22 protein-coding genes are annotated in these 23,395 nt (G+C 41.8%); 15 read left to right on the forward strand and 7 right to left on the reverse strand.

What is annotated here, in order from left to right:
* Positions 1-16 precede the first annotated feature (16 nt).
* The 4 genes from L2764_RS02785 to L2764_RS02800 are packed head-to-tail and all read right to left on the reverse strand — an operon-like array spanning position 17 to position 4,099.
* Positions 17-1,312, reverse strand: a complete 1,296-nt coding sequence (locus L2764_RS02785) for a F390 synthetase-related protein (protein WP_248938721.1) — start codon at positions 1,310-1,312, stop codon at positions 17-19.
* Positions 1,309-2,130 (reverse strand): MBL fold metallo-hydrolase, encoded by an 822-nt coding sequence (locus L2764_RS02790; RefSeq protein ID WP_248938722.1) that lies wholly within the window; start codon positions 2,128-2,130, stop codon positions 1,309-1,311. The genes L2764_RS02785 and L2764_RS02790 overlap by 4 nt, the downstream gene beginning before the upstream one ends.
* A complete protein-coding gene (locus tag L2764_RS02795) occupies positions 2,124-3,101 on the reverse strand; it encodes an NAD-dependent epimerase/dehydratase family protein (protein ID WP_248938723.1) in 978 nt (325 codons plus the stop codon). Before L2764_RS02795 ends, L2764_RS02790 begins: the two co-directional genes overlap by 7 nt.
* On the reverse strand, positions 3,098-4,099 hold the full coding sequence (locus tag L2764_RS02800) for a 3-oxoacyl-[acyl-carrier-protein] synthase III C-terminal domain-containing protein (protein WP_248938724.1): 1,002 nt from the start codon (positions 4,097-4,099) through the stop codon (positions 3,098-3,100). The genes L2764_RS02795 and L2764_RS02800 overlap by 4 nt, the downstream gene beginning before the upstream one ends.
* A 318-nt stretch (positions 4,100-4,417) precedes the next feature.
* On the opposite strand from L2764_RS02800, the gene L2764_RS02805 reads away from it, so the two are divergent.
* The 3 genes from L2764_RS02805 to L2764_RS02815 all read left to right on the forward strand — a co-directional run bounded on the left by L2764_RS02805 (position 4,418) and on the right by L2764_RS02815 (position 7,681).
* Positions 4,418-4,726: a hypothetical protein gene (locus L2764_RS02805; protein ID WP_248938725.1), complete on the forward strand. Its 309-nt coding sequence runs from the start codon at positions 4,418-4,420 to the stop codon at positions 4,724-4,726.
* A 206-nt stretch (positions 4,727-4,932) separates the two neighbouring features.
* Positions 4,933-5,307: a hypothetical protein gene (locus L2764_RS02810; protein WP_248938726.1), complete on the forward strand. Its 375-nt coding sequence runs from the start codon at positions 4,933-4,935 to the stop codon at positions 5,305-5,307.
* A gap of 304 nt (positions 5,308-5,611) precedes the next feature.
* Positions 5,612-7,681 (forward strand): dipeptidyl-peptidase 5, encoded by a 2,070-nt coding sequence (locus L2764_RS02815; protein ID WP_248938771.1) that lies wholly within the window; start codon positions 5,612-5,614, stop codon positions 7,679-7,681.
* An 87-nt stretch (positions 7,682-7,768) separates the two neighbouring features.
* Here L2764_RS02815 and L2764_RS02820 read toward each other — a convergent pair whose 3' ends face one another.
* On the reverse strand, positions 7,769-9,076 hold the full coding sequence (locus tag L2764_RS02820; RefSeq protein WP_248938727.1) for a CitMHS family transporter: 1,308 nt from the start codon (positions 9,074-9,076) through the stop codon (positions 7,769-7,771).
* Positions 9,077-9,506: 430 nt separating this feature from the next.
* On the opposite strand from L2764_RS02820, the gene L2764_RS02825 reads away from it, so the two are divergent.
* The 3 genes from L2764_RS02825 (at position 9,507) to L2764_RS02835 (ending at position 10,726) form a co-directional block, all read left to right on the forward strand.
* Entirely contained in the window at positions 9,507-9,752 is a 246-nt protein-coding gene (locus L2764_RS02825) for a hypothetical protein (RefSeq protein WP_248938728.1), read from the forward strand.
* Complete coding sequence (locus tag L2764_RS02830; protein ID WP_248938729.1) at positions 9,753-10,286, forward strand: choice-of-anchor I domain-containing protein; 534 nt, start codon at positions 9,753-9,755, stop codon at positions 10,284-10,286. It abuts the gene before it with no gap.
* A 149-nt stretch (positions 10,287-10,435) separates the two neighbouring features.
* The gene (locus L2764_RS02835; RefSeq protein WP_248938730.1) at positions 10,436-10,726 is read left to right on the forward strand and encodes a choice-of-anchor I domain-containing protein; all 291 of its coding nucleotides are present in this window, start codon (positions 10,436-10,438) and stop codon (positions 10,724-10,726) included.
* A 223-nt stretch (positions 10,727-10,949) separates the two neighbouring features.
* Here the strand turns inward: L2764_RS02835 and L2764_RS02840 are convergent, their stop codons facing one another.
* A complete protein-coding gene (locus tag L2764_RS02840) occupies positions 10,950-11,330 on the reverse strand; it encodes a hypothetical protein (RefSeq protein ID WP_248938731.1) in 381 nt (126 codons plus the stop codon).
* Positions 11,331-11,549: 219 nt separating this feature from the next.
* Here L2764_RS02840 and L2764_RS02845 point away from each other — a divergent pair, with 219 nt between their 5' ends.
* Both L2764_RS02845 and L2764_RS02850 read left to right on the forward strand, forming a co-directional pair.
* On the forward strand, positions 11,550-12,314 hold the full coding sequence (locus L2764_RS02845) for a Nif3-like dinuclear metal center hexameric protein (protein WP_248938732.1): 765 nt from the start codon (positions 11,550-11,552) through the stop codon (positions 12,312-12,314).
* Between the two features lie 241 nt (positions 12,315-12,555).
* Positions 12,556-15,063, forward strand: a complete 2,508-nt coding sequence (locus L2764_RS02850) for a hypothetical protein (RefSeq protein ID WP_248938733.1) — start codon at positions 12,556-12,558, stop codon at positions 15,061-15,063.
* Between the two features lie 127 nt (positions 15,064-15,190).
* Here L2764_RS02850 and metG read toward each other — a convergent pair whose 3' ends face one another.
* The gene (gene metG, locus L2764_RS02855; protein ID WP_248938734.1) at positions 15,191-17,260 is read right to left on the reverse strand and encodes a methionine--tRNA ligase; all 2,070 of its coding nucleotides are present in this window, start codon (positions 17,258-17,260) and stop codon (positions 15,191-15,193) included.
* Positions 17,261-17,419: 159 nt separating this feature from the next.
* Here metG and apbC point away from each other — a divergent pair, with 159 nt between their 5' ends.
* From apbC to holB, 7 genes are all read left to right on the forward strand, one after another.
* Positions 17,420-18,529, forward strand: a complete 1,110-nt coding sequence (apbC, locus tag L2764_RS02860; RefSeq protein WP_248938735.1) for an iron-sulfur cluster carrier protein ApbC — start codon at positions 17,420-17,422, stop codon at positions 18,527-18,529.
* A 15-nt stretch (positions 18,530-18,544) separates the two neighbouring features.
* Complete coding sequence (gene udk / locus L2764_RS02865; protein WP_248938736.1) at positions 18,545-19,183, forward strand: uridine kinase; 639 nt, start codon at positions 18,545-18,547, stop codon at positions 19,181-19,183.
* A 31-nt stretch (positions 19,184-19,214) separates the two neighbouring features.
* Positions 19,215-19,796: a dCTP deaminase gene (gene dcd, locus L2764_RS02870; protein WP_248938737.1), complete on the forward strand. Its 582-nt coding sequence runs from the start codon at positions 19,215-19,217 to the stop codon at positions 19,794-19,796.
* 79 nt (positions 19,797-19,875) lie between these two features.
* Positions 19,876-20,694: an aminodeoxychorismate lyase gene (gene pabC / locus L2764_RS02875; RefSeq protein ID WP_248938738.1), complete on the forward strand. Its 819-nt coding sequence runs from the start codon at positions 19,876-19,878 to the stop codon at positions 20,692-20,694.
* Positions 20,695-20,716: 22 nt separating this feature from the next.
* Positions 20,717-21,724, forward strand: a complete 1,008-nt coding sequence (mltG, locus tag L2764_RS02880; RefSeq protein WP_248938739.1) for an endolytic transglycosylase MltG — start codon at positions 20,717-20,719, stop codon at positions 21,722-21,724.
* Between the two features lie 79 nt (positions 21,725-21,803).
* Positions 21,804-22,421 (forward strand): dTMP kinase, encoded by a 618-nt coding sequence (tmk, locus tag L2764_RS02885; protein ID WP_248938772.1) that lies wholly within the window; start codon positions 21,804-21,806, stop codon positions 22,419-22,421.
* Position 22,422: 1 nt separating this feature from the next.
* Entirely contained in the window at positions 22,423-23,343 is a 921-nt protein-coding gene (gene holB, locus L2764_RS02890) for a DNA polymerase III subunit delta' (RefSeq protein ID WP_248938740.1), read from the forward strand.
* Positions 23,344-23,395: the final 52 nt, after the last annotated feature.

Raw genomic sequence — 23,395 nt, forward strand, 5'->3', positions numbered from 1 at the left:
TTTATATGATTTGTTGTTATTTAAATGTTCTTATCACTCGACGTCTCTTTTCCCCTTTATTCGGCGCAGTATAGGGTTGGAATCGATATTGGGGTTGACGCACATTGAGTCGGTTAAACAGTACGTTTAAGCCTGCCGTTATGGCCTGAGTGTTATCGCTAGAGTATGGGGTGCATTCAATCGTGAGAGTGTCTGAATGGGTTTGTATCACCCGATATTCGTCGATATGCTGGCAATTGGCCACGATAGTATTGCGAATAAAATCAGAATAAATATCAACATTCTCGTTAGCTTCATTTTTCAATTGCAGGACGTCATCTTTTCGACCTTCAATCGATTTTATACGCGTGTGAGATGATCCGCAGGGACAAGGTGTGATGTCTTCCACTAAGACATCATCGAGAAGGTAGCGTACGATGGGTTGAGTGGTACGCCTCAGATCCGTCACAATAGGTGAAAAACGCTGTTGGGCCTTATCGATCCACTGCTTTTCAATAATGATATTATCTTCATTAAGGTGCAGGTTTCCTTGGGCGCAGCTGATCCCTAAAAAGCCTTCCGTGCACTGGTAAATTTGATGTACTTTTTGGCCAAAAAAAGTACTGATTTTTTGTTTGTCATGCTCTTCTAATACTTCAGCAACCGCAATGATTTTTTTGGGTTGTATATTGGGCTTTAATAGGCATAAATTGCGTAATACACTGGCGGGTGCGATCAAAATACTGGGATTGTATTGCTCTAATGCATTGATGTGTGTTTTTAGTTCAGTCATCAAATCAAAAAAACGATACTGAATGAAAAGGCTTTGGGTACTTTCATATAATTGGTTATTGGCGCGTAGAAAAAAAGCAATGCGCTGAGAACGGTAATAGTGGGGTAAGGCTTTCGCCATCATATAACCGGCCCATTCACTGCGCTCGATTTCTGATGACACAAAAAGTCCTCTATGCCCACTGGTTCCTGAAGACAATCCAACGGCATATTGGCCATAACTTGGTGTAAAATCTCTTGTGTTTTCTGATGTTATGGCAATCTCAAGTGCTTTTTCCCGTGACAGTCCGGCAGTATTGATACGATCAAAGTTTTCCATGTGAATTTTTTTATTGATAACAGGGAAGGCTGTTAAGGGGGAATCTAAGTAGTCTTGGTAATAACTTGATTGGCTTAATGTTTGGCTTTTAAAAGTATTAAAAGCCTGAGTTTGGTGTTTGAGTAATGCCAAACGGGTTGTCTTTTGATAATGTTTAGCACGAATAAAGCCGGTCACAAAGGCCCAGATTTTTTTTATTCTTTTTAATGGATGTTTCATCATATCATTAACCCCTCAATGGTTTTTTGACAGTGACTGGGGATCAGTTGAATGCTTTTATTGATGGAGTAGAGCTTGGATAATTGATTTAATGTCTCTAAATAGGCATCACCGTTATCCATGATGATATTGGCTAATCGATTCGGTCTGGCACCTTGGGTATAGGCTTCTTGTGTCCAGCAAGCATCACCGATAAGAAAGGCTGTTTTTTGTTGGTTTTCCAGTAATAAACCAAAGTGCCCAGCGGCATGACCGGGCAGTGAAATGGCCATGGCACTACCATCTGCAAAAATATCATAACCTAAGTGGAACGGCGCATATTGGTCAGATAAATGGATGGATTGGCAATCTTCAATGAAACGGCAACGCAATGTAAAATTGCTGGGTAATAATTGCGGCAAATAACCTTTGATTAATCCTTTGAAGCGGCTCGATTGAGATATGGCATTTAACGCGATGCGTGAGCAGATAAAAAGGGCTGCTGGGAAATCCATTAATCCCGCAATATGATCGGCATGGAAATGAGAGATAAAAATATATCGAATCTCTTCAGGGCGGATTCCCCTTGCATGCAGCTGCGTGATAAGTTGCTCTTTATCACATAAATGCATCGGCGTTAAGCAGCGATATAAGCGCTCAGGAAAAGGGTGGGTTGCTTTAATAAAGCGTTTAGCATAACCGGTATCAAATAAGATGTAGCCGAGTTTGGGGTGTTTGATCAGCCCAACATAAGCAGGGAATTGCATGCTTTTCCAAGAATGGCCTCGCATTACCATGGCTTCAGGGTGGAAACAATGACCGACTTTAAGTAGGGTTAGCATGGCGACCCCGACGTAAAGTATTGCTTAATCCCATGCTCTAGCGAGTAAAGGGGTTGATAGCCCAACATGTTATTGGCCGCACTAATATCCAGTGTTTGCGATTTGGCCAGTAATCCTGTTGCGTAACAGGTCAGTAGAGGCTCTTTAGTGTTAAATATTTTTGCGAATGACTCCAAGGTACCTGCCAATCCGTAAAGTAAAGGGTAAGCAACGGGCAAGAAAGTAATCGATTTATTGGTGTGTTTAATGAGTGTGTCGATTAATGTTTTGACATTCATGGATTGGGCATTAGAGATATTAAAACACTGTTGATGAAGGTCAGGCTTGCTGCCAGCAAGAAACAATGCATGAGCCACATTTTTAACATAGGTGATATCAACCAAAGCTTGACCTTGATTGAGAAGTGGAAAAACCCCTTTATTCAATAGTGCCAATATACGAGGAAAAATGCTGGTATCCCCTTCACCTATGATCCCTCTTGGTCGTATAATGACCACTTCAGTATTGCGGCATTCATTAAGCATAACTTGCTCACCAAGATATTTAGTTTTGGCATATTCGTTGACAAAACCCGATGTTAATACCTGATTTTCTTTAATGTTGAATTTATCAGTAAAATCAAAATAGACACTGGTCGATGACACATAAACACAGCGTTTGACATTATAATATTCGGCGGCGTTAAGCACATGTCGAGTGGCTTCTACATTGGCGAGATAAAATTGCTGAGCTTGTCCCCATGCGCTGGAAAACGCAGCGCAGTGAAAAATGACATCTGCTGTTTCGAAGGCATTGATGACATGTGAACCGAGCGTTAAATCAACGACTTTAAAGCGAGTTTGTGAAGAATTGAGCTTTAAGCCTTTGTCTTTATTTCTGCCCAAGGCCAAGATTTGATAACCTTGATTTTCAAGGTATTTAACCAGGTGTGAGCCGAGAAACCCTGTCGCGCCGGTAACGATGGCCTTCATCCTATTTCCAATACGATAGCGCCAAAGCTTAAGCCTGCTGATGTGCCGAGTAGCATGACTTTATCGCCAGTTTTGACTTTTCCTGATTGTAATAACTCATGCAGTGCAGAAGGGATAGAGGCCGCAATTTGATTGCCTCTATGTTTGATAATGTTGATCATTTTTCCGGGGGCAATATTCAGTCTTTTTTCAATATGTTGGAGTCCCAATTGACTGGCTTGATGAGGGATCACCCAATCCATGTCCTGAAGGGTATAAGATGTTTTGGCTAACAGATTATCGACAAAATTCTGTATATGTTGGGTGGTAAGACGAAAAACCGCTTTTCCTTGCATTTCAAACAAACCATAAGGTCGATAATCGCCTTGGGTATTTGCCGGATGATTTAACGTACCCAGTCCTCGGATCTGGCACATTTCAACACCTTCACTAAAGGTCTCGAAGTGACTGGCGAGAATGCGAGTGTTGTTTTGTGTCGAGTGGCTGACAATGAGCGCTGCTGCGCCATCACCAAATAACCCTCCTGTTTCTCGTACGCTCCAATCAAGTCCAACAGACGCTATTTCAGATGACACAATGAGGATATTCTTATAGCGTTGAGTTGACAGTAAAGCATGCGCGATATCTAAGGCTTTGACGGCGCTTAAACAAGTCATATTGATATCAAAAGCAGGAATAGGGCGAGCAAAGGGCAGTCTTGCATGAATTTTAGCCGCATTACAAGGAATAGGTTGCTCCATGGTTCCACTTGCAGAAATAAGGCAGTCAATATCATCGAGTAACAGATCACTATTTTCTATTGCTTGGTGGATTGCTGTGAGGGCAAGATCCGTTGCAGTTTCGTCATTGACATAATGGCGTGAAGCAACCCCAGTAGTTTTTTCTGTTTGTCCTAAAGGCCAAGATTGTTGTTTATCGATGTCAATGGATTGGATAACATTCAGAGGTAAGGCAATTCCAGTGGCACGAATATTAATGTTTGAGTTAAGGTGATCCATATTATTATTCTCTCCATTTTGGTGATTAAAAGTACATGTTTGTCAGTTAATCTATGGTTTATATTGTATTTTTATCACCTCCTACTTTGTAGGGGGGCGTGACAAGACTAAGGCTTGTTAGTGAGTACTTGTTGCTCTTAGTTACAGGGGTTATTGAATATTGATGGCTAAATTTATAACGAAACTTGATTGATTTATATCAGGTGTATACCTGAGTTTTAAAAATAACCCTTTAAACTCAACGGGTTAATACTTTAGTGTAATAACTCTAAATAATTGTTTGTAAAATCAGCATCTTGATATAAATAAGGAACATAAATGCATTTAGTTAAAAAAGAGTTAAAAGATGGCCATTCACAGATTACTTTCCCTAATCGACAAGCCGACGGTGCGCTCGTTGTGACGATGGTTTTTTATGCCAGCGGCAAGTTGGTTATTTATCTTGGTGGGGCCGTTTTTTATACCGTTAAAATGCAGTTAACGGTGATGGAAAATGGTATTGATTATGATAACCCTGCCGATGAGCTGTCCTATGTGATCAGCGCTGAACAATATCACTTCAGTATTTCAGCAGCTGTTTACGCTGAATTGATTTGTTTACCCGAATTTAGTGATTGTGCTGGTTAACGAATGGCGAGAAATAGAGGTTAATATTTAATGGCATCATTGAAAGGAAGTTATTAACAATCATTGTGGCTTAACATCGTTAAGCGTAAAGATGGCGTTTGATAGGTGATATTTTGATAGGTTTTCTGTTTTTTGACAGCAGCGGCAATGCATTACTGGTATATAAAGGAGCATAAATTGAGGAGAGGCAAAGAGGAGTGATGATAATGCTCGTATGGTTTAAGCGACGCTTATTATATCGATTACCATTAGAAGGGGTGGATGCAGGTTGGAAAAATTTTAATAACGATAATCCAATGTGTATTTGGGAGCATATTGCAGAGTTTTTTTATGGGGTCAATCAAGAGGAGGCACAGCAAGCTTTATTCGATTTATCTCGAATTCAAATCTGTGATTCAAAAAAGTATGATGCATTTAATCGATTACGCACATTAGCGGCTGAAGTTTTCTGTGACAAATTTAGAGAGGAAGGGGTTAAAAATAAAGATGGTTCTTGGGATATCACCATTCAAATTAAAGGTTGGCAAATTAATCAGGATATTTTACAGCTTAATTTGAAAGCGGTTAATGCTATGTATTAATGATGGGGGGTATTGAACCCGTTTTCACTGCGCTAGATTAACGATAATATCGACGTATTTTTTTGACTAAAGCTGACGTTATGACATGGATAGGGATCAGTCGCTTAAATAATTGACGTAATTTGATTAAGTCATCGGGATACTTTCGTATAAAAATGAGAAATAAGCGTGGGTTTAGCCTTGCTTCAGTGCTTTTTTTTGGCTAATGTGGCGCCATTATATTTACATTTAGCCAACAAAGATCGGGTCCATGAAAAAAACACTACTCTATCTGACATTCGTATCAATCAGTTCACTGAGTGCGATGCCAATATTCGCCGCTAACGACTCTGGATCTGCTTCGGGCTCAGAGACCAACATTCAAACGCCCTTTACGGTACAAGATTTAGTCAAATTGAATGAATTAGCTTCCCCTGCGCTTTCCCATGATGGCATCAAATTGATTTATAGTATCGATAAAAAAGATGATAATGATCAACATCAATCGGATTTGTATCTACAATATTTAAATCAAAATGGTGTGGGCGATGATCAGGCTAAGGGGCTGGCGAATAAGGTTATTCAGTTAACCTCATCAAAAAGTACTGAACGTAATGTTGTCTTTGCCAAAGATGATCAGGCTATCTACTTTATTGCTAATCGTACCGGCTCGAGTCAATTGTATCGTTTGTCATTGACGGGGGGGGAAGCGGTCGCGATATCCGATTTACCCCTAGATGTGGATGAATTTAAGCTGTCCCCTGATGGCCAGCAAGTGTTATTGACCATGCGAGTCGTTCCTGAGTGCGATACGCTGATCTGCTCGAAAGAGAAGTTTAAGACGGAGAAAAACAGAACGTCGACTGGGATTGTCTATACCCAATTAATGGTACGCCATTGGGATACTTGGTTTGATCATGCTAGAAGTCACTTGTTTATTGCAAAGCTCGATGGGAAAATGATCACCGATGCGCTTGATATTACTCAGGGACTGGATACCGAAACGCCGCCTAAGCCCTTTTCAGGTTTGGAAGAGGCCAGTTTTACGCCAGACAGTCAATTTGTTGTTTATAGTGCCAAAGCGCCGAGCCATACTCAAGCTTGGACGACGAATTATGATTTATGGAAAGTCGCTGTAACGGGTGGGGACGCCGTTAATTTAACGGAAAAAAATAAAGCTTGGGATTCTCATCCAGTATTTTCTTCAGATGGCCGTTATCTTGCTTATTTAGCAATGAGTCAGCCGGGTTTTGAAGCTGATCGTAATCGCATCATGCTGCGTGATACGGTCACTGGGCAAGAAAAAGAAGTGGCGCCGCTTTGGGATCGCAGTCCGCATGCGTTATTTTTTGGCACGGATGATAAAACCTTATATGTCACGGCTAAAGATCTCGGTCAAGTGTCACTTTTTGCTGTCAATACCCAGTTTGGTGATGTGCGATCGATTTATAATGAGGGATCGAATACCATTGTTGGGATCACTCAAGACAATATTATTTTTAGTCATAAGAGTTTAGTGCAGCCAAGTGATCTTTATTCTATTAATTTGGATGCGCAGAATCTTGAGCAATTAACCGATGTTAATCTCGACAAATTGGCTAAGATAAAGTTTGGTGAGTTTGAGCAATTTCATTTCAAAGGGTGGAATCATGAAACCGTTTATGGTTATTGGATAAAACCTGCCAATTACCAACAGGGTGAACAATACCCTATCGCATTTCTGGTTCACGGCGGACCGCAGGGCTCTTTTGGTAATAATTTTAGTGCGCGCTGGAATGCCCAGTTATGGGCGGGAGCAGGTTACGGCGTGGTGATGATAGACTTTCATGGCTCGACGGGCTACGGGCAAGCATTTACCTATTCCATCACTCAAGATTGGGGCGGAAAACCCCTTGAAGATCTGAAAAAAGGCTTATCTGCTGTCGTCGAGCAGCAACCTTGGTTAGATAGAAATCGTGCTTGCGCCCTAGGCGGTTCCTATGGTGGCTATATGATGAATTGGATTGAAGGTAATTGGAGCGACGGTTTTAAGTGTTTGGTTAATCATGCTGGCTTATTTGATATGCGCTCGATGTATTACGTCACAGAAGAGCGTTGGTTCCCAGAATATGAATTTGGGGGCACTTATAATGACAATAAAGCCTTATACGAACGCTTTAATCCGGTGAATTATCTTGATAGCTGGAAAACCCCGATGTTGGTTATTCATGGCGAAAAAGATTTTAGAGTGCCATACGATCAAGGCTTAGCGGTCTTTGGCTTTTTACAACGTAAAGGGATCCCTTCTGAATTATTGATTTATCCTGATGAGAATCACTGGATATTAAATCCCGATAATTTAGAGCAGTGGTACGCGAATGTATTAGGCTGGCTCGATCGCTGGACGAAAAAGTAACTAATCAGTCAATAAAAAACCAGAATGTGTGTTCTGGTTTTTTTATTGATGGTCGTTTTTTTAAGTGATGTTATGGGATCATGAGCGCTACACTATACCCAATAATATGGCAATGATGAGTAACAGCACGCTTAAACCCCAAATCCAAAAGAAAGAGTAACGGATATGTTTACCCATTTTGAGATCGGCTAATCCGAGACCAAGCCATAATGCGGGGGAAAAAGGACTGATAAACGTGCCGAGAATATTGCCGATGATCATGGCATAGATGGATGATTGTGGGCTTATCCCGACGCTCGAGGTTATTTGTTCTACGATAGGAACCAGTGCAAAGTAATAAGCATCCGTGTTTAAAATCAGCTCGAACGGCGCGCCGAGTATACCGATAATAATATGCAGATACGGTAACATTGCTGTGGGCAGAATAGCGACAATATCGACGGCGAGCGCCTGCAGCATTTTTGTCCCCGTTAAGATCCCTAAAAAAGCCCCCGCCGCTAAAATAATACATCCCATCAGCACAGCACTTGGGGCATGGGCTTTAATCCTATCCATTTGATCGGCGACCTTTGGATAGTTGATGGATAATGCCAAACTGACGCCGATCATAAACACAAATCCAGAGGGGATAATGCCCCACACCAGTACGCCAATGACACTTAAGGTTAATAATAAATTGATCGCTAATTTTTGTGGTTTAGCGCAGGCTAATGTGGTTTGAATATCGATATGATCATTGAATACGGTCTGACTAAGCGGTTGTGTAAGGGCTGGCAAGTTGGCGATGCGGCGCTTTTCTCTTATTCCCAATAAAATAGCCATAGGCACCAACATGAATAACGCGATGATTTGTAAGGGGACTAATGGCCGCCAAAGATCGGTGGGGTTCATGGATAATAGTGCACTTGCTCGGCCAATCGGCCCAGCCCAAGGGAGCATATTCATAATGCTGGCACTGGCGCCGACAAGTAAGAGTAATAAATAGGGGCTCATTCTTAGGCGTCGATATAAAGGCAGCAGGGCGGGAATAGTGATTAAAAAAGTCGAGGCGCCAGAGCCATCAAGGTGAGCAATTGCGGCAATAAAAACGGTGCCAATGACGACCGATTGAATACTCCCGTGAGATAGAGCGATCATTTTGTTGATCATCGGGGTGAATAATCCCACGTCATTCATGATCCCAAAATAAATAATGGCAAAAATGAACATGATCACAATGGGGAAGACTTTTTGGGCGCCTTCATTAAAGTAAAGCCCAATGTCATGGACACTGGATCCAGCAACAAGTGCACCCACAATGGGAATAATGATCAAGGCGGTGATTGGACTGGTTTTTTCTGTGAGTAATAATCCCACAATAGTGATGATGGTGATAAAGCCAATGATCCCTAACACGGCAATTCCTCTTATTTATTTTTATTTATTTGATGTAAGGTGGGAGGTGGCAACGCTCTTGACAAATACCGCCTCTGTGACCTTCGTCGATGAAAAAGTCCGTTCGATTAATCTTAGAGTAAACATAATGCGTGTCAGAGTAGAAGAAGTTTTAATCAAAACACCCGTGCGCTTAATCTATTACCGCTTAATTTAAGCCAAACTGGATTTAAATGTATTTTTTCAGTTTCATTTAATTGTTATTTTGTTGTCATATTTTGTTCTTTGTTACGCTTTATTCTGAGTGACTATTGATAGCTAAACCCATTAAATTTTCCAATCTCAATGGTTCTGGGTATAGGGAGAGACGCTTAACGATTAAAGATTAATCGATCCTCAAGGTGTCATGAAGAGAAGCAAAATAAGTGAATCAAAAGGAATAGCAATAAAGATGAAACAATCAACATCGATATTACCAATACTGCTGTCGAGCGTATTATTAATGGCTTGTGACGATAACCAAAAGACCGTTAATAGCACAAGTCAAAATGAAATAGGGGGATCTTCTCCCGCTTCAATGGTCTCTTCAGTGCCTTTAGCATCATCTGGAGAAAGGTGTGATGGCGTCAGTGCTCCTGCTAGTGATGCGAGTCTTGAAAGTGATGTGTGTGCTGGCTCTAGCCTACTCTCAATGTAATTGGTTGCCCGCTATGCAGCGAATGAATTTGGTGTCAGTGCCGCTGAAATAGTCGATTACCATGCGAGTTCAAAACAGATTTTTGTAGTGAATGCCAAAATTGGTCGAGTGGATATACTCGATGGATCGTTATTGGAAACGGCGACGCCGGTGAGTATAGATCAGGCCTTATTATTGAATAATTTACTTAAAGTAGCTGATGTTGATGTGGTCAGTGATATTAATTTGTCACGGTTAGGCGGCGTTAATAGTATCAGTATTTATCAAGATTTATTGGCGGTGGCGGTAGAGCGGGGGGATGAACAAGGCAATGACAAACAAGGTAAAGGCTTGGTCGCTTTTTATCAGTTAAGCGACGACGGTGCCGTGCAATATATGCATCAGGTTGAAGTCGGTTATTTACCCGATAATCTCGTGTTTACGCCCAATGGACAGCAATTATTAGTTGCTAATGAAGGTGAGCCAAATGAGGCATACTCCGTCGATCCTGTGGGGAGTGTGTCTATCTCAATATTGTCGATGGTAGGCCGTTAATGGAAGCGACTCATGTTATGTTTACTGATTTCAATCAAGGAGGGGATCGCCATAATGAACTCAGTCGTTCGATTAAAATCAATGGTCCCAATGCCAGTGTGGCACAAGACTTATAACCTGAATACATCAGTGTCAGTGAGGACAGTCGAATGGCTTATGTCAGTTTGCAGGAAAATAATGCCATTGCAAAAATCAATCTACAAACGATGAGCATCGCGTCGATATGGCCACTTGGATTGAAAGATTTTGGTCATGTGGACAATGCCATTGATGCTAGCGATAAAGATGACGGTATTGATATTCAGCCTTATACGGGCGTCTTTGGGCTTTATCAGCCTGACACCATCGCGAGTTACCGCTGGAATGAGGTTGATTTTATTGTGTTAGCCAATGAAGGGGCGGGAGAGATTATGATGGTTTTTTTGAAGAAGTACGTGTGAAAGATATCTCGCTGAGTACTGCGCATCCTCAGTACCTTGCTGCAGTCCATCGGGAAAGGCAATGAAGTGAGTGGCAGTACCAGTGTTTATCAACTGATTAAAGATTAAAGATTAATGAGTGAAGAAGTGTCTACACATTGTGATTGATCTTGAAAATAAACAATCCGCCATCAACTTGATGGCGGATTGTTTATGTTAGTTAAAATGGCGTAAACGTGTGAAGTTAAAAACCGCGAGGTAATTGGCCTTGACCCGCCAGTTTTTGAAGCCATAACTCTTTTGGCGTTTGCCCCGCTGATAGCGTTACGGCATTATGTTGAATGGTTGCGACCTTTATGGTTTTTTTCGCTGCAGATTTCGGCTCGATTTTAGGCGTTGTTTGAGTGTCTTTTTTATTGGGTATTGCTGTGTCACTCTTTGCTATGTTCGATTCAGTATGGTTAAATTCAGCGAACATGGCCTCTAACTCACTAAAGCGTAAAGATTTACCGCCATCGATTTTGTACCAGCTGCCTTTTTGCTCAATAGAGACGGTTTGGCCTTTTTGACTTGATAATAAGCCTTCAAGTTGGCTGATAACTTCTTCTTTGGTCAGTTTAGACATAGTGATAACCTGTTAATTTTTTGTGTAAATAACGAATTGGCGTGATTTTATAGGGTAATGCACTCCGATGTCCAATTTTCGATGAAATTCGCCCCTTTTTCCTTGTGTTTGACGGGTTTTTAAGCAACAAAAGCCAAAGCGTTAAGTACGGGGTAAGTCATAGATAAATAAAATAGATCGGTTACAATAAGGCTTTATAGTTGGCACTAGGGTGATCTCATGTTGCGTACTGAATTAACGCAGTATTTATCTTCTTTTTTAAATATCAACGCGTTTAAAGATTATGCACCCAATGGGCTACAAGTAGAGGGGCGTCGAGAGATCCACACTATTGTTACGGGTGTGACGGCTTGTCAGGCATTGATTGAAGCCGCTATTGCGCTTAAGGCGGATGCGATTTTAGTCCATCATGGCTTTTTTTGGAAAAATGAGCCTGAAGTGATCACCGGTATGAAACAAAAACGCATTAAAGCCTTACTTGAAAATGACATCAACTTGTACGGTTATCATCTCCCTTTAGATGCACACCCTGAGATCGGCAATAATATTGAGTTAGGTCGTCAATTAGGGCTGCAAAATATAGCGCCTGTCGATCATGTAACTGGCGCATCAACCCCCGGATTATTGTGGCGTGGAAAGCTGCCTGAAAAAATGTTGCCGAGTGTTTTTTCCGCGCATTTAAAGGCGGTGCTTGGCCGCACACCCTTACATTTAGGGGACGAGAGTAAAGTCATGGAAACGGTTGCTTGGTGTACGGGAGGCGCGCAAGATTATATTGATTTAGCCGCGCAATTGGACGTTGATGCGTTTATCAGTGGAGAAGCCTCGGAGCGGACTTTTCATTGTGCTATCGAACAAGGTATTCATTATTTTGGCGCAGGTCATCACGCGACTGAACGGTATGGTATTCAGGCGCTAGGGCGCCATTTAGAAGCGAAGTTTGGTGTAACACATCACTTTGTCGATATTGATAATCCGGTGTAATATGACTTCTTGGTTAAGCCTTTTAGGCTAGGGTTGATTTTGAGTTGGTTATTGTAATGTTTATGTATACTCGTATAAATATTACCACTGCCTTTAGCTGAAAGTAGTAGGTGTATTAACGGTTGATGGCTAAAAAATGATAGAAAAGTATAAAATTGATATCGCATAATATTCATAAAAATATAATCTAGAATCAGTATTAACGCTCTGGTTTAGATTTTATCAATTTTATGAGGATATTATGACAACGATAAGCCCTTCCGCTACCAGTTTTTTACACAATATTGAACTCGACTTGTCAAATTCCCAACTAACTGATTCCAATCGATTTAATGATTTCAATGATTTATTCTGTGAAGACTTTGTTACCTCGGAAGACTTTTTAGAAGGAAACTTTGCCGATACTTTTGAGACCTTGAAAAGCTTTGCAAAAAATAATGATCCTGAGAGTGTAGATATATTGTGTCAGTTAACCGCAAGAAGTGATGAGCTAGGGAAAGCGGCAACGAATGCGCTAATGGAGGTGAGGCAGTTATCTGAAGAAGGGACTCACAGACGGGAGCTGATAGACAATCGTTGTTTAAATTTGTATGAAACATGCAGAAATAATGAAGCCAATTATGATTTTCCTCAAGTTAAGCAACTTAGCAAGGGAATGCTGAATATTATTTTAGATACAAAATTATCAACTGAAACCATTTTATCAGAAGATACACAAGATTTAATGCAGTTGATAGCGCAGCCCGATATTGAGCCGTCACAAATTCGCGATCTTGCTTCATTAACAGGGGGAGAGTGGCAGCGCTACGAAGCCAATAATCAGCCGATAAAAGGTGAGGTGATTGAAAGAGCGTTTGGAGCCAGAGGTGATCGAAATGAAATCAGTGATAACATGTCGGGGATATCAGTTGGCCAGATGGAAACTGATGAAACAGAGACTGACACAACCAGTGTGACACAATCTATTGTAACAAGTGATACACAATCTACAGCCACTTCACGTACGTCATCTTTAAGCAGCACGACATCAGTATCGAGCAGTTTTATCCCGCAGCAAACTGCCATCACACCCATTACATTAAGTGAGACACAGAGCCAAATGAGTGACTCATTAGTGGGAGCCTTTGAACGATTAGAAATACAAAGTGATATCAGCAGTGATACGAATAGCAGTAGTATGAGTTCATCTTTGAGTTCCAGCGTATCTGTATCAACGGTTAGCACTGATAATCCTGTCGATTTTAACCCTATGCTTATGCTACAAGGTCAATCATTACGTGCTCAAAATGCTCCTATTGTATTATTGCCGAAAATGACCTTAAGCGACTTATTTCGTTTAACTGGGGAAGATGTCTCTAATTGTGAAAGAACCAATGATTTACTCATGAATAAGAGCGAGTTAAATAATAATGACGCTGAATTGGCAAGAACGTTACATTCTGAATTACAGTCTGCACAGCTGGAATTTTTACTGAACTCTCAAGTGCCAATACAAGCGGTGGACAATCTTTCAGGTGTATCAGAGCCTGTTAGCCAAATGAGTGATGAAGACAAATTGATATTGGAAACGTTAAATCTTAATAAAGTAAGAGACTATTTTCATTTAATTGAGTTAACCGGTGAGTCATTGGAAAACGCACCTCGCGCGACGGCATTGCTGCAATCTAACCAATTGAAACCTATGTCTAATGCACATGATTTTTTAAATGATCCAAGAGTATTAATGCAGGTAGGAGATTTAAATAACATAGAGTCATTAGCGGAAGAACAATTTAGATCAGGGCTATTTTCAACGGATGGTGAACGACGTCCACCGATCACGATTAGATCGAGTTATACACTAGATGAAACAGTTATACAGAGTGATGGACGTTGGGTTGATGAACCTCGCCAACGCACAGAAGGTACATATTATGCTGTTAAAACCATTGATAGTGGTGATTGCTCAATTGCCAGTATCGGCCTCGATCCGAACGAGGTGAGAACGAAGCATTATGCAGAAACAATGATCCAGACGATTATTCAAAATGGTAGTGTGGAACAAAAAGAGCAATTATTATTCAGCCTGACAGGCGTGCAAACTGCAATTAATGAGGTTGAAGTGACTCGACTAAATGCAGTATCTAATGCTACCTTAGAGAGTCTACTGGCGCTAGATATGACACCAGTGATAAATCGTTTAGTGACTAGTGATGTTCAGTTAACTCCTCGTGAGTTAAAACTTGTTGCTGCTCTTGGTTTCAATGTTAAAGAGCTAAGAACGGAGTCTAATGTAAAGCAAGGATTAGAACATATTATTAATAATGGGAATATTGTTGAAAAACAGCAATTGTTGTTGAGTTTAAAGAATGTTGCAACTGAACTTAGAAAAGCTAAAGAGTCTGAGTTGTTAGCATTAATCAGTGCTAGCGTGGAGGATGTACCAAATTTAGATATGACTATATTAATAGAAAGGTTGTCAACGCCAGGGCTATACCTAACCCCGCAAGAATTAGGCCTAGTGGCTGCGAAAGAAAACATGAAGCTTGTTTTAGTGGGGCTAACACATCAGGATATTCGTAAAATGGATAATTTTACCGATATGCAAACAGTTCAAACCACGACTATGACTCAGGAATTAGGGGATAAGAATAGTCAAACGGTTAAACATGTATTGATGTCGCCAAATTCTCCTTCAATCAATGCTAATAAGCAAACGCACTTTTCGACTTTACAGGTGATAGAAGAAAACGTCACGCAACTGCGTTAATTTCCTTTATGGGCTATTAATCGATAACATATGATGAGATGACAGGTTATCGATATAGCGAAGAAATAAAAAGCCGCTCAATGATATTGCATTGAGCGGCTTTTTTATCGGCGATAAAAATTGGGTGTTATTTCACTTTCATACCCGGCTTGGCGCCCTCATGGGGCTCCATGATCCATAAATCTTTTCCGCCAGGGCCTGCGGCTAATACCATGCCTTCTGAGGTACCAAAACGCATCTCCCGTGGGGCGAGGTTAGCGACCATTACCGTCAGTTTACCTTCGAGATCTTCAGGCGCATAAGCAGACTTAATGCCGGCAAAGACTTGTTTGGTTTCGCCGCCTAAATCCAGCTCTAATCGCAGCAATTTTTTCGCATCTTTAACATGTTCCGCTTTGGCGATACGTGCGATACGTAGATCGATTTTAGCGAAATCATCAAAACTGATTTCAGGACTGATCGGCTCTTGTTCGAGAGGAGACAAGTGTGAAGCAGGTGTGTCTTTCTTTTCAGCTGCACTTCCTTCGTTACTTGCATCGCTAGTCACTTGCAGGTTTTCCGTCGATGCATCGATGATGGCTTGAATATTTTTCATATCTACACGTTGCATTAAGGCTTTAAAGGGCTTGATTTCATGCCCGCTAAGATCTTGATTCAAATTATCCCAAGTGAGCTTGAGCTGTAAGAAACCTTCAACATCATTGGCAAGTTGCGGCAATACCGGTTTAAGGTAAGTGCACAAAATACGAAACAAGTTCAAGGCATGACTGCACACTTGATGGGCTCGCTCTTGGCTTTCTTCTTGTTTGATTAACTGCCAAGGAGCGGCTTCAGCCACAAAGGCATTGGCAAGATCGGCAAGGGCCATAATTTCACGCATACCTTTGCCGTACTCACGCGTTTCATAAAAATCAGCAATAACATTCTGTTTAGCTAAAAAGGTTTCAGTCAAGCTGTTATCAGTGACTTTTGCGAGTTTGCCATCGAAGCGCTTGCTAATGAAACCGGCAGTACGGGAAGCGAGGTTCACTAGCTTACCGACAAGATCGGAGTTCACTCTTTGGGCAAAATCTTCGAGGTTTAAGTCTAAGTCATCGATACGACTGCTCAGTTTAGCGGCGTAGTAATAACGCAAATATTCTGGGTGCAAATTATCTAAATAAGTGCGGGCTTTAATAAAGGTGCCTTTGGATTTAGACATTTTAGCACCATTGACCGTGACATAGCCGTGTGCATAAACGCTAGTGGGTTTACGAAGGTCTGCACCTTCTAACATAGCAGGCCAAAATAGGCTGTGGAAATAGACAATGTCTTTACCGATGAAGTGGTACAGTTCTGCCGTAGAGTCTTTGGCCCAAAAGTCATCAAAATTAATATCACCGCGTTTGTCACACAGGTTTTTAAACGAACCCATGTAGCCAATAGGGGCGTCTAACCAGACATAGAAGAACTTGCCAGGTGCATCAGGGATTTCAAAGCCAAAATAGGGAGAATCACGGGAGATATCCCATTGTTTTAGGCCTTGTTCAAACCATTCTGCGAGTTTATTGGCCATTTCAATTTGTAAAGAACCGGAGTTTATCCACTCTTTTAACATGCCTTCGAATGCCGGTAAGTCAAAGAAGAAATGCTCAGAGTCTTTCATGATAGGCGTCGCGCCTGAGACGGCAGATTTTGGATTGATTAAATCTGTGGTGGTATAAGTGGCGCCGCAATTATCACAATTATCACCGTATTGGTCGTCTGAATGGCAACGAGGGCAGGTGCCTTTGACGAAGCGATCAGGTAAAAACATCGATTTTTCAGGATCGAATAACTGTGAAATGGTTTTGGTTTTGATGTAGCCGCCGTCACGAAGCTTTAGATAAATCTGACTAGCAAGGGCTTTATTTTCTTCACTGTGTGTGCTGTGAAAATTATCAAATTGAATATTGAAATCAGCAAAATCTTGTTGATGCTCTGCTTGCACTTGCGCAATCATGGCTTCAGGTGCGAGCCCCATTTGCTGTGCTTTTAGCATGATCGGTGTGCCATGGGCATCATCTGCACAAATATAATAACATTCGTGTCCACGTAATTTTTGATAGCGTGACCAGATGTCTGTTTGAATATATTCCAACATATGCCCTAAGTGTATGGGGCCATTGGCATAGGGAAGTGCACTTGTCACTAAGATTTTACGTTGTGAATTAGCCATCTTGTCTCTAAATCGTTGGGTGCTCAAAAGTATGGCGTAGATACTAACCGATCCTGCGGAGACTTTCATCAAAAGCTGACGTAAGTGGGTTAAATCTAGACTAATGTTTGGCTCAATATCTGCTACAATTGCACAACTTTTATTTTAGGGAGTGATATTTTGCCTTCATTTCACCGAGAATTCTCACTAAGCGATGCTTTACTAACCCCTGTATTAAGCCGCTTAGAGTCGATAAAGGATGATCATCTTGGTCTGAGTCTATTAGATGCTGATCTGATCAGAGACTTGGTGCTCAAAGGTAAATGCCTTGAAATACATTTAGTTTATCCTTATCCCTGCCAAACCCGTATTCCGGCTATTGAACAAGCATTAAATGCGGCATTAACTTCATTAACTGAAATCGATGCAGTGAAATGTCACATTGACTTTGAATTTACTGTACAATCTTCGCCGGTTAAGGCACCGATTGAGAACGTAAAGCAAGTGATTGCAGTGGCATCGGGTAAAGGGGGGGTGGGTAAATCCACCACCGCGGTGAATTTAGCGTTAGCCTTAGCGGCCGAAGGGGCAAAGGTGGGGCTGTTAGATGCGGACATTTATGGTCCTTCTATCCCTATTATGCTGGGGATCCCTCATTTTAAGCCAGTATCACCCGATGGTAAGGTGATGATCCCTGCGAAGGTTCACGGTATTGTGGCCCAATCGATAGGGTTTATTATTGATGGAGAACAAGCCGCTGTGTGGCGAGGGCCTATGGCTGCAGGGGCGTTAGTGCAATTGATTAACGAGACCCAATGGCCAGAACTTGATTATATGGTGATTGATTTACCACCAGGGACAGGCGATATTCAGTTAACCTTGTCACAGAAAGTGCCCTTAAATGGGGTTGTTATTGTGACGACGCCTCAAGATATCGCATTGGCCGATGCCCAAAAAGGCATCAATATGTTCCAAAAGGTGAATGTTCCCGTTTTGGGGATTGTGGAAAATATGAGTTTTCACCTTTGTAGCCAATGTGGTCATCAAGAGCATCCATTTGGTCGCGACGGCGGTCAAAAAATGGCGACACGGTATGGATTACCGTTATTGGGGCAATTACCATTAATATTGACTATCCGTGAAGACATGGATAAAGGGTTACCCAGTGTGGTGGCGACACCGCACAATGATATTGCTCAGTTGTACCTAGCCATTGCTAGGCAAGTGGGTGCAGAGCTTGCGCTGACTAAAGCGCAACCATCCGTTTCTATTAGTATGTCAGACGAATAAGGGTTTAGAACACAAATGAATTCACAGCAGTGTGTGATTATTGGGATTGCAGGGGCATCCGCGTCAGGTAAAAGTCTAATTGCTAAAACGATTTTCGAAGAGTTATGCAGTGATCTGGGAACAGATCAAATTGACGTCATTTCAGAAGATGCTTATTATCGCGATCAAAGCCATTTGTCGATGGAACAACGTGTATTGACAAATTATGATCATCCTAAAGCATTGGATCATGAGCTTCTATGCCTACACTTACAACAGCTTAAAGACGGAAAGTCGGCTGATATTCCCGTTTATAGCTACAAAGAACACACTCGAACGAATAAAACGATATCATTGACACCGAAAAAAGTGATTATTTTAGAAGGGATCTTGTTACTGACAAATCCTGAATTGCGTCAGTTGATGGATGCGAGCGTGTTCATGGATACACCGCTGGATATTTGCTTCATGCGCCGTCTATCTCGTGATGTGGCCGAGCGGGGACGGACCATGCAATCTGTCATGTCTCAGTATACCGAAACTGTTCGTCCCATGTTTTTGCAGTTTATTGAACCTTCTAAACAATATGCCGATATCATCGTTCCTCGTGGCGGTAAGAACCGAATTGCGACCGATATATTAAAGGCAAGAATTCAACATTTACTCGCAAAATAACGGCTAAAGTGATTGTAGAGGATTATGGAATATGCGTTTAACCGATATTGAAATAGAAGCGTGCTTAGATGATGGCTCGATTGTTATGGAGCCTCGTCCAAGTTCGGATGCGATAAGTGGTGTGAGTGTTGATGTTAAACTGGGTAACCAGTTTCGCGTGTTTAAGGATCATACCGCGCCCTTTATTGATCTCAGTGGCCCTAGCGTTGAAATGCAGGCCGCACTCGACAGAGTGATGAGCGAGAAGATAATCATTGCCGAGGATGAATCTTTTTTCCTTCATCCCGGAGAGTTAGCGCTATCGATTACCCATGAAAATGTGACCTTGCCTGCTGATATTGTTGGCTGGTTAGATGGGCGTTCATCATTGGCTCGATTAGGGTTGATGGTGCATGTCACCGCGCACCGTATCGATCCGGGTTGGCAAGGTAAAATCGTGCTTGAGTTTTTTAATAGTGGCAAATTGCCCTTAGCACTAAAGCCTTTGATGACCATTGGTGCGTTGAACTTTGAGCGTTTAAGCCATGATGTTGCGAAACCTTATAACACGCGTAAAAGTGCCAAATATAAAGATCAACAAGAAGCGGTTGCAAGTCGCATTAGTCAGGATTAACGAATAGAGAGTCAGATATCGAGTATCAAGATAACGGATTCAAGATGGCTCATTCAGTATCATTAATTCAGAGTAACGAATGATGAGAGTCTGGGTGAATGGTGTAGAAAATATCGGGGTAGCGCCTCTTGATAGGGGGCTTGCTTACGGCGATGGTGTCTTTGCGACTATGCAAGTGGCGAATAAGACATTGCTGTTTTTAGGGGCTCATTTACAGCGTTTACAGCAAGGTGCCATACGTTTAGGCTTTGATTGGCAAGTGTCCTCTGAATTACTCAATTTATTACAAAGACAAGCGACTTCGATGGAGAGAGGTTGTATAAAACTGTTACTGACGCGAGGAGTGGGTGGACGTGGATATGCCGTGCCATCAGAGCCTCAAGTCACAGAAATTGTGTCTTTGCACGCTATTCCAGTTCATTATAAAACGTGGCAGCAACAGGGGATTTCACTGATCACCAGTGAGGTAACGTTGGCACGCCAACCCCGATTAGCAGGGATCAAACACTGTAATCGGCTTGAACAAATATTAATAAAATCAACACCACCTCCCGAAAGTTTTGATGATCATTTGGTATTAGATACTCATAATTTAGTGGTAGAATCTTCCATGGCCAATATTTTTTTGGTTAAAGGTAAACAGATTATGACTCCTGTGATGAGCCATTGTGGTGTGGCTGGGGTGATGCGTGAGCAGGTGATCCATGGTGTATTGGCATTAGGGTTCACTGTCATCACCAAAGCGGTGCCTGTCAGCACATTGTCTGATTATGAGAGTGCTTTTGTGACGAACAGCTTGTTGGGGATCGTTGATGTGACTCGCATTAACGAGGTTGATTTTTTTAAGGCACAATGGACATCCTCTTTACGATCTTCATTGGATTTGACCTTGTATTAGAACAGTAAATTAGGTTGTGATAATGAAAAAAATGGCAGTAGTTTTTATTGCGAGTAGTTTGATTGTGTTGGTACTTGCAGGCATGGGGGCTTATTGGGCTTATCAAATGCTACAAGATTATGGACGCAGTCCGATTAACACGCCTTCTCCAATTGAATTAAAGGTTGAACGAGGGACGTCGTTTTATGAGTTGGCCAGCCAACTCCAATCAAAAGGATTGATAGAAGATGCGCAAAAGTTAAAATGGCTAGCAAGGATAAAGCCCAGTATTGCGCATATACGTTCTGGTTTATATCAAGTCGATCCTGCTGATAGCATTGATAGTTTGCTGTTAAAAATTGCCAAGGGTCAAGAGAAAGTGTTTAGTCTTACTTTGGTTGATGGCCTGACACTCAAAGAGTGGAGTGAGCAATTGAAAACCTTGCCGCATATGAGCTTTAATACTGATGTATTTAATCGCGTGTTGTTGGCTAATGGTGATGAGTCTAATTTACCTGAAGGTAAATTTTTTCCTGATACCTATCAATATCGTGCAGGTGAGTCATTATTTGATTTGATGAATACTAGCTATCAAAAAATGCAACAAGAATTGACCTCTGCTTGGGAAAATAGAGCAGCAAACCTTCCCGTGACTTCATCTTATCAGTTACTGATCCTAGCCTCTATTATTGAAAAAGAAACAGCCAAAGCAGAAGAGCGTCCACAAATAGCGGCAGTGTTTATGAATCGCTTGCGTAAAGGCATGCGGTTGCAAACGGATCCGAGTGTGATTTATGGTATGGGTGAACGTTATAAAGGCAATATTACTCGAAAAGATCTACGGGAGTTAACACCGTTTAATACTTATCGTATTAAGGGGCTCACGCCAACCCCTATTGCCGCGCCCAGTGGTGCGGCGATTGAAGCTGCGGCCCACCCCGCGACGGTAGATTATTTGTACTTTGTTTCTCGTAATGATGGCAGTCATGTGTTTTCTAAGACCTTGAAAGAGCATAATCGAGCCGTGAACAAGTATCAAAGAAATCGATAAGGGCTATTCAAGCGATCTGTAAATGAAATTGATTTGAGAGATAAAAGTGAATAAAAGTAATCGTAAAGCGACACACCCAATGGCAAAGTTTATTGTTATCGAAGGGCTGGAAGGGGCGGGGAAATCGAGTGCTATCGCTTTAGTGCGTGATTTTATCGAGAAGAAAATAGGCACAGTGCCAGTTTGTACCAGAGAGCCGGGTGGAACGCCTTTAGCTGAAAAAATGCGTGATTTAGTCAAGATTACCGATGAGAGCGACCCTTTATGTGATGAAGCAGAATGCTTACTGATTTATGCCGCAAGGGCTCAACTTATTGCCAATGTGATTAAGCCAGCGCTTAACCGCGGTCAGTGGGTTCTCGGCGATAGGCATAACTTGTCTTCACTGGCCTATCAAGGTGGTGGACGCCAGTTAATGCCATTAGTGGAGTCGGTTAGCGCGGCCACCTTGAAAGGATTTAAGCCTGATTTAACCTTGTATTTGGATATTGCCCCTAAATTGGGTCTTGAACGGGCTGCAGAGCGAGGTGCATTAGATAGAATAGAACAACAGGCAGTGGACTTTTTTGAAAGAGCGCGCCGCACTTATCTTAATTTAGCGGCTACTGATGACAGTATTGCTGTGATCGATGCCAGCCAATCGATGGCGGCGGTACATAAAGATATTATTGCTGTTTTACAAGTACAAGGTTGGTAATATGCCCGCTAATGTCGTGCCTTGGATAGATAAAGCGTTAAGTCAATTTTGCCTAAGGCTCAAACAAAATAATTATGGTCATGCTTATCTCATTGGGCTTGAAAAAGGTTATGGTGGCGATTTATTAGGCCTCGATATGGCAAAGTCATTGCTATGTGATAAGGCGACTGCGCGAGGTGGTTGTGGTTTTTGTAAGGCATGTCAGTTATTTGAAGCGAATAACCATCCCGATTTTTATTTAATTAAAGCCGATGGCCATCAAATAAAAGTGGATCAAATACGAGATCTGTGTCAGCGACTCACTGCCACCGCTCAGCAAGGTGGCCGCCGAGTCGCATTATTACTCAATAGTGAACGGCTCAATATTGCGGCTGCGAACGCCTTACTTAAAACTCTTGAAGAGCCTGGTAAAGAGACCGTATTGCTATTACAGTCAGATACGCCGAGTCGTTTAATGGCAACGATCAGCAGTCGCTGTCAACGAATGGATGTGCCGTTACCGACACTGATTGAAATAAAAAGCTGGCTAAAACAACAAGCAGATGTGCTACAAGATGTGACTTGGTGTTTACCTGTGGTGGGTGGGCCCATCGCGTTGGCACATAGCCTTAAAGCAGGCGAGTATGCGCGGCTATTATGTTGGCGTAAGGCTTGGGCGCAAAGTTTGTCGTCGGGACGTTTATCCAATGAGCTGATGAATTTGGATGAGCAACAAGTCCTCGATGCGATTAATATCTTGTTTTTAGTATTAAAACAGAAACTCATAAAACAAGTCGATTTAGATGCGATGATCCGAATGAAAATTGTCGATTTTTCGACGCATATTATGCAGCAATATCATCAATTGAAAATAATGCCTAATATTAATATACCAGCCTTATTCAAAGGTTTTATCGCTGATTATCAACAAATAGTCACGTAAAAAGAGTGAGGTTACTTAGCCTTGTTCATTTGGGATATGGCTTGTAGTGACC

This window comes from Shewanella surugensis, assembly GCF_023284005.1.
GTDB lineage: Bacteria > Pseudomonadota > Gammaproteobacteria > Enterobacterales > Shewanellaceae > Shewanella > Shewanella surugensis.

Excerpts from the sequence above, each read along its gene's own strand:
- L2764_RS02790 (WP_248938722.1), bottom strand. The coding sequence starts at position 2,130 with ATGCTAACCCTACTTAAAGTCGGTCATTGTTTCCACCCTGAAGCCATG.
- L2764_RS02785 (WP_248938721.1), bottom strand. The coding sequence starts at position 1,312 with ATGATGAAACATCCATTAAAAAGAATAAAAAAAATCTGGGCCTTTGTG.
- metG (WP_248938734.1), bottom strand. The coding sequence starts at position 17,260 with ATGGCTAATTCACAACGTAAAATCTTAGTGACAAGTGCACTTCCCTAT.
- L2764_RS02825 (WP_248938728.1), top strand. The coding sequence starts at position 9,507 with ATGAAACAATCAACATCGATATTACCAATACTGCTGTCGAGCGTATTA.
- L2764_RS02850 (WP_248938733.1), top strand. The coding sequence starts at position 12,556 with ATGACAACGATAAGCCCTTCCGCTACCAGTTTTTTACACAATATTGAA.
- dcd (WP_248938737.1), top strand. The coding sequence starts at position 19,215 with ATGCGTTTAACCGATATTGAAATAGAAGCGTGCTTAGATGATGGCTCG.
- L2764_RS02810 (WP_248938726.1), top strand. The coding sequence starts at position 4,933 with ATGCTCGTATGGTTTAAGCGACGCTTATTATATCGATTACCATTAGAA.
- L2764_RS02795 (WP_248938723.1), bottom strand. The coding sequence starts at position 3,101 with ATGAAGGCCATCGTTACCGGCGCGACAGGGTTTCTCGGCTCACACCTG.
- L2764_RS02835 (WP_248938730.1), top strand. The coding sequence starts at position 10,436 with ATGGCTTATGTCAGTTTGCAGGAAAATAATGCCATTGCAAAAATCAAT.
- pabC (WP_248938738.1), top strand. The coding sequence starts at position 19,876 with ATGATGAGAGTCTGGGTGAATGGTGTAGAAAATATCGGGGTAGCGCCT.
- L2764_RS02800 (WP_248938724.1), bottom strand. The coding sequence starts at position 4,099 with ATGGATCACCTTAACTCAAACATTAATATTCGTGCCACTGGAATTGCC.
- udk (WP_248938736.1), top strand. The coding sequence starts at position 18,545 with ATGAATTCACAGCAGTGTGTGATTATTGGGATTGCAGGGGCATCCGCG.
- tmk (WP_248938772.1), top strand. The coding sequence starts at position 21,804 with ATGGCAAAGTTTATTGTTATCGAAGGGCTGGAAGGGGCGGGGAAATCG.
- L2764_RS02840 (WP_248938731.1), bottom strand. The coding sequence starts at position 11,330 with ATGTCTAAACTGACCAAAGAAGAAGTTATCAGCCAACTTGAAGGCTTA.
- L2764_RS02805 (WP_248938725.1), top strand. The coding sequence starts at position 4,418 with ATGCATTTAGTTAAAAAAGAGTTAAAAGATGGCCATTCACAGATTACT.
- mltG (WP_248938739.1), top strand. The coding sequence starts at position 20,717 with ATGAAAAAAATGGCAGTAGTTTTTATTGCGAGTAGTTTGATTGTGTTG.
- L2764_RS02845 (WP_248938732.1), top strand. The coding sequence starts at position 11,550 with ATGTTGCGTACTGAATTAACGCAGTATTTATCTTCTTTTTTAAATATC.
- L2764_RS02815 (WP_248938771.1), top strand. The coding sequence starts at position 5,612 with ATGCCAATATTCGCCGCTAACGACTCTGGATCTGCTTCGGGCTCAGAG.
- holB (WP_248938740.1), top strand. The coding sequence starts at position 22,423 with ATGCCCGCTAATGTCGTGCCTTGGATAGATAAAGCGTTAAGTCAATTT.